The sequence below is a fragment of the Brevibacterium sp. p3-SID960 genome, from assembly GCF_025144725.1.
Classification (GTDB): Bacteria; Actinomycetota; Actinomycetes; order Actinomycetales; family Brevibacteriaceae; genus Brevibacterium.
Genome location: NZ_JALXKS010000011.1, coordinates 57,994 through 70,174, shown reverse-complemented (window position 1 = coordinate 70,174; position 12,181 = coordinate 57,994). Strand labels below are relative to the sequence as shown.

At 65.0% G+C, this 12,181-nt stretch carries 12 protein-coding genes and 1 tRNA gene; 6 read left to right on the top strand and 7 right to left on the bottom strand.

What is annotated here, in order from left to right; all coding sequences use genetic code 11:
* The 3 genes from M3B11_RS05395 to M3B11_RS05385 form a co-directional block, all read right to left on the bottom strand.
* On the bottom strand, nt 1-1,023 hold a 1,023-nt coding region (locus M3B11_RS05395), incomplete at its 3' end, for a PP2C family serine/threonine-protein phosphatase (RefSeq protein ID WP_259875710.1).
* Nucleotides 1,020-1,532: an FHA domain-containing protein gene (locus M3B11_RS05390; RefSeq protein WP_259875709.1), complete on the bottom strand. Its 513-nt coding sequence runs from the start codon at nt 1,530-1,532 to the stop codon at nt 1,020-1,022. The genes M3B11_RS05390 and M3B11_RS05395, both read right to left, overlap by 4 nt.
* A complete protein-coding gene (locus M3B11_RS05385; protein WP_259875708.1) occupies nt 1,532-2,443 on the bottom strand; it encodes a DUF3662 and FHA domain-containing protein in 912 nt (303 codons plus the stop codon). The genes M3B11_RS05390 and M3B11_RS05385 overlap by 1 nt, the downstream gene beginning before the upstream one ends.
* A 323-nt stretch (nt 2,444-2,766) precedes the next feature.
* On the opposite strand from M3B11_RS05385, the gene M3B11_RS05380 reads away from it, so the two are divergent.
* From M3B11_RS05380 to M3B11_RS05370, 3 genes are all read left to right on the top strand, one after another.
* Nucleotides 2,767-2,850, top strand: a tRNA-Leu gene (locus M3B11_RS05380).
* A 252-nt stretch (nt 2,851-3,102) separates the two neighbouring features.
* Complete coding sequence (locus M3B11_RS05375) at nt 3,103-4,386, top strand: amidohydrolase family protein (protein WP_259875707.1); 1,284 nt, start codon at nt 3,103-3,105, stop codon at nt 4,384-4,386.
* A gap of 91 nt (nt 4,387-4,477) precedes the next feature.
* Nucleotides 4,478-5,686 carry a M20 family metallopeptidase gene (locus M3B11_RS05370; RefSeq protein WP_259875706.1) on the top strand — a complete coding sequence of 403 codons (1,209 nt, stop codon included), beginning with the start codon at nt 4,478-4,480 and terminating at the stop codon, nt 5,684-5,686.
* A 351-nt stretch (nt 5,687-6,037) separates the two neighbouring features.
* On the opposite strand, the gene M3B11_RS05365 is transcribed toward M3B11_RS05370, so the two are convergent.
* On the bottom strand, nt 6,038-7,114 hold the full coding sequence (locus M3B11_RS05365) for a type I restriction endonuclease (RefSeq protein WP_259875705.1): 1,077 nt from the start codon (nt 7,112-7,114) through the stop codon (nt 6,038-6,040).
* 63 nt (nt 7,115-7,177) lie between these two features.
* Here M3B11_RS05365 and M3B11_RS05360 point away from each other — a divergent pair, with 63 nt between their 5' ends.
* Nucleotides 7,178-7,465 (top strand): hypothetical protein, encoded by a 288-nt coding sequence (locus M3B11_RS05360; RefSeq protein ID WP_146004359.1) that lies wholly within the window; start codon nt 7,178-7,180, stop codon nt 7,463-7,465.
* Between the two features lie 89 nt (nt 7,466-7,554).
* On the opposite strand, the gene M3B11_RS05355 is transcribed toward M3B11_RS05360, so the two are convergent.
* The 3 genes from M3B11_RS05355 to M3B11_RS05345 all read right to left on the bottom strand — a co-directional run bounded on the left by M3B11_RS05355 (nt 7,555) and on the right by M3B11_RS05345 (nt 9,955).
* On the bottom strand, nt 7,555-7,890 hold the full coding sequence (locus M3B11_RS05355; RefSeq protein WP_146004360.1) for a hypothetical protein: 336 nt from the start codon (nt 7,888-7,890) through the stop codon (nt 7,555-7,557).
* 208 nt (nt 7,891-8,098) lie between these two features.
* A complete protein-coding gene (locus M3B11_RS05350; RefSeq protein ID WP_396121536.1) occupies nt 8,099-9,469 on the bottom strand; it encodes an aspartate aminotransferase family protein in 1,371 nt (456 codons plus the stop codon).
* 15 nt (nt 9,470-9,484) lie between these two features.
* Nucleotides 9,485-9,955, bottom strand: a complete 471-nt coding sequence (locus M3B11_RS05345) for an Lrp/AsnC family transcriptional regulator (RefSeq protein WP_259875704.1) — start codon at nt 9,953-9,955, stop codon at nt 9,485-9,487.
* 328 nt (nt 9,956-10,283) lie between these two features.
* Between M3B11_RS05345 and M3B11_RS05340 the strand changes: the two genes are divergently transcribed.
* Together M3B11_RS05340 and M3B11_RS05335 are read left to right on the top strand one after the other, a co-directional pair.
* A complete protein-coding gene (locus tag M3B11_RS05340) occupies nt 10,284-10,406 on the top strand; it encodes a hypothetical protein (RefSeq protein WP_259875703.1) in 123 nt (40 codons plus the stop codon).
* Between the two features lie 267 nt (nt 10,407-10,673).
* Nucleotides 10,674-12,119 (top strand): TIGR01777 family oxidoreductase, encoded by a 1,446-nt coding sequence (locus M3B11_RS05335; protein ID WP_259875702.1) that lies wholly within the window; start codon nt 10,674-10,676, stop codon nt 12,117-12,119.
* Nucleotides 12,120-12,181: the final 62 nt, after the last annotated feature.

Below are 12,181 nucleotides of genomic sequence, written 5' to 3'. Positions count from 1 at the left end.
GGCACCGGTCGCCTGGGCCGCCAGCTCCCGCCTCGGGCCCCGGGGGGGGGGGCCCCCGCGGGGGCCGCCGGCCGTGCCCGAGGCGCCGCTCGCCGCGGCAGGTGCGCCGTTGTCGGGCGGGTTGACGGTGTCGAGTGGGTGGGTGGCGGTGTTCTCCTCGCCGATGGTGTCGAACTGGCCGGTGTCGATGAGCTCGGTGGGGGTGTCCTTCTGGCCCAGCAGCGCGAACTGCGGGTTGTCGCGCACGGAGCCGACCGATTCGCCGCTGGTGGTCTCAGCGCTCTCGTCGGCCGCGACGACATCGCCGATGACGACGGTGATATTGTCTGCGCCGCCGCCGTCGAGGGCCATTTCGACGAGCCGGTCGCAGCAGGCGCCGGGGTCGTCGACGGTGGCCAGGGTGTGCTTGATCTCGTCGATGTCGGCGAATCCGGTCAGCCCGTCCGAGCACAGCATCCACCGATCCCCGATGCGCGCCTCGCGGATCGACATATCGAGTTCCGGTGCCGCGCCGACGTCGCCGAGCACGCGCATGACAACCGAGCGCTGCGGATGCTGTTCGGCCTCTTCGGCGGTGATGCGGCCTTCATCGACGAGCATCTGCACGAAGGTGTGATCATGGGTGGCGAGGTCGAGTTCGCCGTCGCGCAGCAGGTAGCCGCGCGAGTCGCCGATGTGGGCCAGAGCCAGCTTCGAACCGGCGCGCAGCAGCGCAGTGACAGTGGTGCCCATTCCGGCGAGTTCGGGCTTCTCGGCCACCGAGTTGGTGATGCGCTCATTGGCGTCGAGGATCGCGGTGCGCAGCGCTTCGGAGGCGTCGTGTTCGTGATCGTCGGCATCGAGGTCGGAGAGCCGGGCGACGGTGATCGCCGAGGCGACGTCACCTCCGGCGTGCCCGCCCATGCCGTCGGCGATGAGCAGGAAGTTCGGCCCGGCATAGCCGGAGTCCTGGTTGTTCTTGCGCACCGCGCCGACGTGGGAGCGAGCGGCTGAGCGCAGCATGATGGGGTGGGGACTGCTCACGAACGTAGCTCCATGGTGGTGTGGCCGACGGTCACGGCGGTGCCGGGGGAGATGGGGACGGGGCTGGACAGGCGCTGTTCGCCGATGAAGGTTCCGTTGGTGGAGCCGAGGTCCTCGACGTACCAGCGGCCGCCGGAGGGGACGAAGCGGGCGTGATGGCCGGAGGCGAAGTCGTCGTCGAGTACCAGGGTGTTGTCACCGGAGCGGCCGATCGTGATCGGCGCGGTGCCCAGCGCGATGACCATCCCCTGCAGCGCACCGGAGGTGACGACGAGGGAGTGGGGCTGCTGCGGCGCGGCAGCAGGCGGGTGGTGTGGCTGCGAGGAGGCCGAGCCGGCAGGCGCAGCAGCGGGGCTGCCAGCGGTCTTCCGGCTGCGTCGGGACGCTCGATTGCGGCTGCGACGTGGGCCGAAGAGGTCTTGGCGCAGGACACCGGCGATGAGGAAGACGAAGAGCCACAGCAGAACGAAGAACGCCAACCGCAGCACCAGGACGGTGAACTCGCTCATCAGCCTCCCATTTCCCGGTGCCGGAACAGCACCTCTGTGTCGCCGGCGGTGAGCCGCGCCCCATCGGTGAGCATGACAGAGGTGATGCGGCGGCCGTCGAGCAGCGTGCCGTTCGTCGACCCGAGGTCGGCAGCGGTGGCGTGGCCGTCGCGCACTGTGATTTCGAAGTGCCGGCGCGAGACGCCGGAGTCGTCGAGGACGATGTCGGCGCTGTTCGAGGAGCGGCCGAACACGGTGGTGCCCTCCCCGAGGCGGTAGCTGCGACCGTTGATCTCGGCGCTGCACTGGACGTTCGATCCGGGGTGCTCGGCGCCTCGGGGGCGGCCCATCGTCGCACCGGCAGCGCCGGGGTATGCCGGAGCCGGGACGGAGGTGGCGGCGGGCGCGTGGCCGGATGCGCGGCTGGCGGCGACCTGCGGGTTCGGTCGCGAAGAGGTGTGACCGGTGCGCTGCTCCCATTCCTCGGCGACGATGGGGTTGGCGCGGCTCTCAGGGTCGTAGCCGCCCCGGTTGGGCGGCTGCGCGGCCGGCGAGCCGTCGGGGCGCAGCGTGTTGGAGCGCACCCGGTAGATGCCGGTGTCGAGGTCTTCGGCGCGTTCGAAGCCGACGTTGATGGGGCCCACAAAGCTGTAGCCCTGTTCGACGGCATGGTCGCCGACGACCTGGCGCAGATCGCGGCGCAGCTCGGCCTGGATCGGCTCGAGGCGGTCGAAGTCGTTGGCGGAGAGTTCGATCGTATAGCTGTTGGCTGTCAGCGTGCGCCCGCGGGAAACGACGGCTGCGCGGTTGTCGGACTCGGTGCGCAGTGCGCCGGCGAGTTCGACGGGCTCGACCTGGGAGCGGAAGGCCTTGGCGAAGGCGCCGTTGACGACGCGTTCGATGCGGCGTTCGAAGCGATCGAGTACGCCCATCCGGTGCCTCCTCTCCTGCCGGCTGCGGCACGTGGGCTGCGGCAGCGGGCTGCGGCAGCGGGTCGTGCGGTCGGTTCTGCGTGCACGTTGAAGGGATCAGCGTGCGAGCTGTCAACACTCCATGCTAACGCGATACCTTGTCAATCACATGCCGACTGTGATGAATATCTGCCCAGAATGCCATACCGCTGTCGCGCCTGAGGTGGGCCTCTGCGGTTGTTACCGGTTGTTCCGGCCAACCCCGCAGAGCGGTATCAGCTGTGTCCTGTGCCACCGGATTGGCGCTGCCGCGGGCAGGGTGTTAGAGTTTCCTGGTGCTGCTCGCGCGAGTGGCGGAATTGGTAGACGCGCTGGCTTCAGGTGCCAGTGATCGCAAGATCGTGGGGGTTCAAGTCCCCCCTCGCGCACATTGAGACAACAGCCCCTCACCAGGCGAAACACCTCGGTGGGGGGCTGTTTCGCATCGTCGGCGGTCCATGCTCCGCGCGCCCGCGCTGCTGCGCGCCCGTCCCCACGCTGCTGAGAATCCTCTTCGCCGCACGCGACGCACCCCTATAGCTTCGCCGCACGCGACCCACCCCGATAGCGTGTGAGCAGCCACGACCCGATAGCGTGTCAGCAACCACGACAACGATGTCTGCTGATGGAAGAGGTGCCACATGGTGGAGAAATCCACGTCGATGACGGGCAGGGCGCTGCTGCGCGGAGTACGGGTGTTCGACGGGGAGGACTTCCTTCCCCAGCTGCAGGACGTGCGCGTCACCGGCGGCGTGATCGAGTCGCTCACCGCGACCGAGGCACCGGTGGCGGAAGAGGACTCACCGGCCGACTCAGGCGCGGATGCTGCCAGCAGTGACGTCGAGGTCATCGACGCGTACGGCCACACCCTGACCCCGGGCATCATCGACTGCCACGTCCACGTGTGCTTCTCCGACGCGGGATCGCTGACCGCCGTCACCGAACCGTTCTCACTGCAGTTCTACAAGTCCGTCGTCCACCTGCAGCGCACCCTCTGCGCCGGTGTCACCACTGCCCGTGATGCCGGCGGCGCCGACGCCGGCGTGCGTCACGCTCTGCAGACCGGGCTCATCAGCGGCCCCGATCTGCGCCTGGCGATCTCGATCATGTCCCAGACCGGCGGGCACGGTGACGGGCAGATGCCCTCAGGCTGCTCGATGCCGATGCTCACCAGCCATCCCGGCCGACCCGACGGTGTCGCCGACGGGCCAGAAGGCGTGCTGCGGAAGGTGCGAGAGATCCTGCGCGCTGGTGCCGATCAGATCAAGATCTGCTCGACCGGCGGGGTGCTGTCGCCGACCGACGACCCCCGGCACTCCCAGTTCACCGAGGAGGAGATCGCCGTCATCGTCTCCGAGGCGCACGCCCAGGGCTCCTATGTCATGTCCCATGCCCAGGGCACTGAGGGGATCAAGAACGCGCTGCGGGCTGGGGTTCGTTCGATCGAACACGGCATTTACCTCGACGAGGCGTCGATCGAGATGATGCTCGAGGCCGGTACCTTCCTCGTTCCGACGCTGCAGGCCCCGATGTCCGTCATCGCCGCAGCCGATGCCGGCGCACCACTGCCGCCAGCCGTCGTCGACAAGGCCCGGCGGGTCGCTGAGACGCACGCCGCTTCGATCGCCGCCGCCTACGAGGCCGGTGTGCAGATCGCGATGGGCACCGATGCCGGAGTCGGGGAGCACGGGCAGAATCTCGAGGAGATCGAGCTGATGATCGCCAACGGCATGGCCCCTGTCGATGCGCTCGCCTCCGCCACCTCGGTCGCGGCACGCCTGCTCGATGACGAGAACATCGGGCGGATCGCACCCGGTCAGACAGCTGACCTTGTGCTCTTCGACACCGACCTGCGTGACGGCGGAGCCGAGAAGATCCGCCAGCACACCATCGGTGTGTGGCAGGCCGGTAGGCGCGTGCGGTGACGCACCGCCCGCCGATCGGCGGGCGTTATTCTCTGTGCCACCCTGGCTTCTGCACGGCCCCATCCCTGCACCTTTCACAAGGAGACCCGATATGACTGCTGAGCCCACCGCCGCACCGCTGACCGTCAACGACGAACTGCGCGCCTTCCTGCGCGAGCTGCGCCATGACCTGCACGAGCATCCCGAGCTCGGCACCGAACTGCCGCGCACTCAGGCGAAGGTGCTCAAAGCGATCAGCGATCTCGACGGCTTGGAGATCACCACCGGTGAGCGCCAGTCTTCGATCATCGTCATCCTGCGGGCTCCGGACTCGAGTGCTGATACCCCACTGGTGCTGCTGCGCGGCGATATGGACGGGCTGCCGGTCGAAGAGAATGTCGATATTCCATGGGCGTCGAAGATCCCCGGTCGCATGCACGCCTGCGGCCATGACATTCACACCGCTGGCCTGGTCGGCGCGCTGCGGATGCTGCATAAGCGCCGCAGCGAGCTGTCCTGCGATGTGCTGTTCATGTTCCAGCCGGCCGAGGAAGCCTACGTCGGAGCGAAGTGGATGATCGACGACGGGCTGCTGGAGGCGGGTGGCAAGCCGATCGAAGCCGCGTTCGGCGCCCATGTCTACTCTGGGATGTTCGCCCCGCGCACCTGGCATCTGCGCCCGGGCACGCTGATGGCCGGCTGCGATGAGCTGCGCATCGTCATCCGCGGTCGAGGCGGACACGGTTCAGTGCCGCACCTCGCCCTCGATCCGGTGCCAGTAGCCTGCGAGATCGGCATCGGCCTCAACACGCTCGTCGCCCGCCGTTTCGGCCCCTTCGAACCGGTCGTCGCGACCCTGGGATCGCTGCAGGCCGGCACTGACTCGGTCATCATCCCGGAGACCGCGGAGATGAAGATCTCGCTGCGCTCCTTCACCCCGGCGACGAAGAAGCGGCTCTTCGCCGACGTCCAGCAGCTGGCCGTCTCGATCGCCGAGGCCCATCAGATGACGGCGGAGATCGAAGCGATGCCCGACTATCCGGTCACCGTCAACGATGCCACCGAAACCGCCTACGCCTGCCGGGTCATCGACACGGTCTTCGGCGCGGGCTCGTGGACGGAGATGTCCGAGCCGCTGACTGGCTCCGAGGACTTCTCGCATGTGCTTGCCGAAGTTCCAGGCGCCTACGCACTCGTCGGAGCCGAACCCTACGGTGACGCGAACGAGACGAATTACTCGCCTCGGGCCTCGTTCGGCGACACGGCAATCGACGACGTTGCTGAGTTCCTTGCCAACGCCGCCTGGCTGCGGGGGGTGTGAGCACACGTCTTAGCGCCGGCGCTCGCTAATATTGAGCGTCTCGTGTGGCGCGCCGCCAGTTCAGCCCGGAGTTTTGCATGTGATTGTTCGGGGTCCAGCAGCCCAGCGCCGCAGTTCTTGATGTTGAAGATCCGCCGATGCACTTCTGAACGCCACGCGGCAGCTGCCTCATCTGGTTCTACTACGCCGCGCTGTTCTACGAGGCTACGCACTTCTCGCCGGATGACAGCCGCTCGAGCCCGCCGACTCAGGGCGAGCAACGTTGCTTCAACCTCGGCGGGCGCTCATCGTCATGCCTTAATGCTACGTCAGAGACGAGCGCTGGCGTCCGTCAATGCTCACGTGTAAGCGTCAAACATACCGGCGTGCTGTCTCCCGCAGGCGTTCGGCGTGAGCATAGAGATCTGATGGACGGTCGATATCGACGACTTCCTCAGTCTTATCGCCGTTCATCAGGCCGACCCTCAACCGCTCAGGGTTATTGAATCGGAGCCGGCAGATCGGCTTGCGATTGTTGTCATCGAAGATAATCGCGCAATAGCTCTTCGCATCACGCATGTGAACACGTTCCACCGCAATTTCACTGCTGAGGATCGCCTGAACAATGTAGTAACCATGCTGCTCGTCGTCGGTAGTCTCAATACCGTCGTCACCGGCGTCTGTTGGTGGAGCTTCTTCCGTCTCTTCAACCGGAGCTTCTTCCGTTTCATTACTTCCGAGCGCGGCGGACAGACGGTTGTTGACCTGGTCGCCGATGAATCGGCTGAGTCCTTTTGCGACGAGCGGTGTCAGCTCTTCTCGAACGCGCTGTGTGATCCGGCCAGAGTAGATCCGGTTGAGAACGAGGGTTGCCATGTCATAGGAGATCTCTTTGGCCTCGGCGGCGAATACTCGTTTGGCTGCAGACACATACTTGAGCTCTTCCGCAGCGCTCAGCACTGACTCAAGGTCAAAGTTCTGTTTGCTGAGCTTCTCCAGTTCATGCACTGCCACTCTGTCTACGTCTTCGACGGTGAACTCCAAGAAAGGCTTGGCGTCCATGCGATTCGGTTCGTCAAGGTCGGTATAGAAGCGGTACTCATTGCCATTCGTCAGCACAGCAATCCGCGCCGTCGTCACGTTGAAGTATCGGTAAAGCTGAGATGCGTTCTCGAGACTGAGTGGCTCGATAAGTTTCTTGCACTCGATGAGAATTGCGACTTCATCATTCTTGACGATGGCGAAGTCGATCTTCTCGCCCTTTTTCAAACCGACGTCAGCTACGAACTCAGGGATGACTTCGTCAACGTTGAAGACATCGAAGCCCAGTACGTCTTGGATGAACGGCATGATGAGGGCTGTTTTCGTCGCCTCTTCGGTGAGGACTGAGGGTCGGATCTTGGAAAGCTTTCGGGCAAGAATTCGAAGTTGTTCTTCAACCTCACTCATGTGAGCCTCCTGCGAGTTTGGTGACCTTCTTCACATGCTACTACGGCGTCAAGTTGAGACAACTTGGTCTTTGCCGGGAAGTGGCATTACAGCGAAAATCGGCGCGCGCCTGCTGAATCACTGCCCGGGTCGCATCTGGGAATTGTCAACACCTCATTGCTGGCAATCATGTTCCGCTGTCTCTTTGCCTGGAAGTGGCGATTTGACGCCCAGGCCGAAGAGAAGGCCGGGGCTGGAATGGTCTGCGGTGTCCTCACCGGCAAGCTCGATGAATCTGGCTTAGACGGCAGCGGTGCCACCGGGGTCATCGGCTCAATGGCCGACCTGCCCCAGCGCCTGCTGAAGAGCTGACTGATGGTGCTGCGGGCAGTGGGCGCTTCATTGCAATCCTGACCTTACGCGTCAGGCTGGGCGACAATGATGTCGCCCAGCCTTAGGTGTTACAGCAGACCGTATGCCTGGTCGTGAAGAAGCTCGTAGATCTTTTCAACGACTCTGACTATTGCTGCGGAGACCCACAGAAGCATTGCGCAGAAGAAGACGCTGAAGAGCGCGAAGCTCGCTTCCCCGTCCATCAGAATTAAGAACCCGATCACAGTGAAGATAGCAGCGAAAACCCCGACGACTCTCGAGTACCCAAGCCGAGCCCTTTCCGGCAAGTGAATCTGCTTGGGCGAGGAGGCAGCTTGCTCTGCAGCCCGTCGCTCGCGGCGAGTTCGTCGTGGCCCCTGGACTGGGGGAGCCGAGATCTTCTTGGGTGGTTCCGGCTGTGTCATTCGCCATTCCTTTTTCGGTCAGCTGTATGCGGCGGCGGGATCAGACGAGATGAGTCTAGCTGGAGGTCAGGTGGCTAACGAGAGCACCCCAGTCGGCGGGAAGTGCTGCAAACGGACCCCTTTGAATCGGAGGAGGTTCGTACAGTCGCGGAACCGTGCGAGCCTCTTGGCGTTTACGTCTCTCCTGCGCCGAAAGGGGGATTCAGATTCAGATCAGCTCCCACGCATCGGTGAGCACCGAGCGGATGATCTGCTCCATCTCCTCGAAATCCTCCGGGCCGCAGGTCAGCGGCGGGGAGAGCTGGATGACCGGTTCGCCGCGGTCATCGGCGCGGCAGTACAGGCCGCGCTCGTACAGGGCGGAGGAGACGAAGCCCTTGAGGACGCGTTCGCACTCCTCAGCGGTGAAGGTCTCCTTCGTCGCCTGGTCCTTGACCAGCTCGATGCCGTAGAAGTAGCCCTCGCCGCGCACATCGCCGACGATCGGAAGGTCGAGCAGCTTCTCCAGGGTCTTGCGGAACGTCGGTGCGTTCGTGGCGACCCGGGTGTTGAGCTCTTCGCTTTCGAAGATGTCGAGGTTGGCCATCGCGACGTGGCAGGCAACGGGGTGACCGCCGAAGGTGTAACCGTGGTAGAAGGTCTCTCCGCCCTTGCCGAAGGGCTCGAACAGACGATCCGAGGCGATCATCGCACCCAGCGGCGCATAGCCGGAGGTGATGCCCTTGGCGCAGGTGATGATGTCGGGCACGTAGTCGAAGTCGTTGCAGGCGAACATCGAACCGATGCGGCCGAAGGCGCAGATCGTCTCATCGGAGACGAGCAGCACGTCGTGCTCATCGCAGATCTCGCGCACCCGCTCGAAGTAGCCCGGCGGCGGCGGGAAGCAGCCGCCGGAGTTCTGCACCGGCTCGAGGAACACGGCTGCCACCGAATCGGCGCCCTCGAACTCGATGGCCTCCTCGATGCGGTCGGCGGCCCACTGGCCGAAGGCCTTCTCATCGCCGGCGAAGCGGTCATCGGCACGGTAGAAGTTGGTGTTCGGCACCTTGTGGGCACCGGGCACGAGCGGAGCGAACTGATTGCGCAGATCCGGCAGGGAGGTGACGCTCAGCGCGCCGTGCGGAGTGCCGTGGTAGGCGGTGGCGCGGGAGATGACCTTGTGCTTGCCGGGCTTGCCAGTGAGCCGGAAGTAGTTCTTCGCCAGCTTCAGCGCCGACTCGACGGAGTCGCCGCCGCCGGAGGTGAGGAACACGCGGTTGAGGTCACCGGGGGCGTACCCGGCCAGGCGCTCAGAGAGCTGGATGGCCGGTTCGTGAGTGTAGGACCACAGGGGGAAGAAGCCGAGTTTCTTCGTCTGATCATAGGCGGCCTGTGCGAGTTCCTCACGGCCATGGCCGACCTGGACGACGAACAGGCCGGCAAGCCCGTCGATGAGCTTTCTGCCGGTGTCGTCGAAGATGTGGTGGCCCTCGCCGTGGGTGATGACCGGCGTGCGGCCGCCCTCGAAGAGGTGTTTGTGATTGGCCATGTGCATCCACACGTGATCGCGGATGCCGGTTTGCAGGTTGTGCTGTTCCACGTGGTTCTCCACTTCCTAGCGTGTGCCCCAGTTGTACTTCTGATCCCAGAGCTTGAGGTACATCATCGTCTCGGTTGATTCGACATGCTCGATCGAGCGCAGCTGCCGCAGCAAGGCCAGCAGCTCATCGTCATCAGCGCAGACGACTTCGATGAGGATGTCGTAGACCCCTGCGGTGACGACGGTGTAGTCGACCTGCGGGAGCTGGCTGAGGATCTCGGCGGTCTCAGTGATGTCTCCGCTGACCTTCACCCCGATCATCGCCTGCCGGTTGAAGCCCAGCTGCAGGGGAGAGGTGACGGCCACGATCTGCATGACCCCGGCGGCGGTGAGCTTGGAGACCCGCTGGCGCACGGCCGCTTCGGACATACCGATGTCGCGGCCGATCTCGGCATAGCTGCGCCTGCCATCCTGCTGGAGGGCCTCGATGATCGCCTTGGACTTGGCATCGAGCTCCTTACCCGGCGCAGGGGTCTCAGCGGTCATGACGCCTCCTTCAGAACTCACCATAACAATGTAATCAGTGGTTCTGACCATATCAGGTTGCGAAAACAGTTTATAAGAGAGAGTAAAAGTGCTAAATCAGTAGATTATGCCAGTACTCGGTCTGCAAGGCCTGGGGCACCACCGGTTACGTCTGCGAGCGCACCGTCATCGACCGGGAGCTGACCAGCTGGCAGGACTTCATCGACGCCGCCGGCTAAGAGGGTTCCGGCTCCAGGTCTTCAACGGCGACGCCCGGCAGGGACTGCTCGCATCCGGTGACCTGGACCGCTGACAGTTCGTCTTCCCGACTCCGGTCGCCAACCTGTGGATGGACAACTGGTGCCTGGCCACCGGCGCCCCCACCCCGGAGGCCTACGTCTTCATCAACCACACGCTCTGCCCTGACGCCGCGCTGCGCAGCGTCGACACCACGTCGGCACCCAGGGCCTGAAAGAGGAAGCCGCCCACTTCGAGCTATCCGACATCATCTTCCCCGACCAAGAGACCCTTGACCGGTTCGTGCCTTCCGAAGAAGGGGCCGGCATCCAGTCGCACGTCGAGATCTTCACTGCCGCACAGACGAGGAACTCAGCATGAAGCGCTTCGCCGCCCGCATCCTCGGCCCCGGAGCGACGCTCGACGCATTCGGGGTCGGCTCTGACTCATAGAGTCCGCCGGGACTGTGCTTACTGCCAGGTTTTCCTGAAACAGTAGGACTATGGCAGTCTTCACGAGTTCGCTGGTCGTTCCGTACCCTCTGCACACCGTCTTCGCATGGCATCGACGGCCCGGGGCGCTGACCCGGCTGAGCCCGGAATGGGCGATGCAGATCGAACAGGAAGCCGAGCCCCTGACGCCGGGCTCGCAGGCGTCGATGAAGATCACCCTGCCCGGCACGCACGGGCTCGTGCGCACCCCCTTCTCCGTCGAGCACGCCGCCGGGCCGAGTGAGCACTCCTTCATCGACCGGCAGGTGCGAGGACCGCTGAGCTCCTGGGAACACACCCACACCTTCACCGAGGTCACCGGCGCTGAATCCGTCGGCTCGGCCTTCACCCGCATCGACGATCACATCGACTACAGCTTCGCCCCCGGGATTCTGCCCGGTGCGACCGAGATCGATGCGACCGCGATGGAGCCGACCCTGCGGGCGATCTTCAGCGCCCGCAGCGAACGGCTGCTCGCCGACCTCGCCTACCAGGATGAGCTCACCGCGATCGGCGGGCCGGAGCGGAAGAAGATACTCATCGCCGGTGCCTCAGGCACCGTCGGCTCACAGGTCGCCGCCCTCCTGTCGACCGGCGGACACGAGGTGCGCACACTGGTGCGCGACACCCCGAGGAAGGCCTCCGAGATCAAGTGGAACCCCGACCTCGGCATCCTCGACCCCAGCGCACTCGCCTGGGCCGATGTCGTCATCCACGTGGGCGGGGCGACGATCGGCACCCGCTTCTCACCGGCAGCCAAGGACCGAATCATGCGCTCGCGGCGCGATTCGACGAAGCTCATCGTGCTCACCATGGAGCAGCTGTCGGAGACCCGCCGGCCCGAGGCGTTCATCTGCGCCTCGGCGATCGGCTACTACGGCTACGACCGCGGCGACGAGGAACTCAGCGAAGATGCCGGTTCCGGCGGCGGGTTCCTCGCCGAGGTGTGCCGCGCCTGGGAAGCCGAAGCCGCCCAAGCCGAAGCGCTCGGCGTGCGCTGGGTGTCCGTGCGCACCGCCCAGGTGCTCACCGCACTGTCAGGACCGCTGCGCCTGCAGCTGCCGCTGTACCTCTCCGGCCTCGGCGGGCGGATCGGCGACGGCCAGCAGTGGATGTCGTGGATCTCGCTTGACGACATCGCCCGCATCTACGCCCGCGCCGCCGTCGACCCGACGATGAGCGGGCCGGTCAACGCCGCGGCCCCACAACCGGTGCGCCAGGCCGAGTTCGCTCAGGCGCTCGCCGGGCTGGCCTCGATGCCGGCGCTTGTGCCGACTCCGCGCTTGGGTCCCGAGGTGCTGCTGGGCAAGCAGGCTGCTCAGGAGCTCGTGCTCGCCGACCAGCGGGTGGTGCCCACCCGGTTGGATGAACTCGGCTACCGGTTCCGGTACCCGGAGATCCGGCAGGCGATGGCCGACGCGCTCGGCTTTCCCGACACCGACCACACCGACACCTGACACGACCACCTTCAGCCCATTTCACCTGACCCTGACAGATCCACGCGCCCGGCACCTCGGGC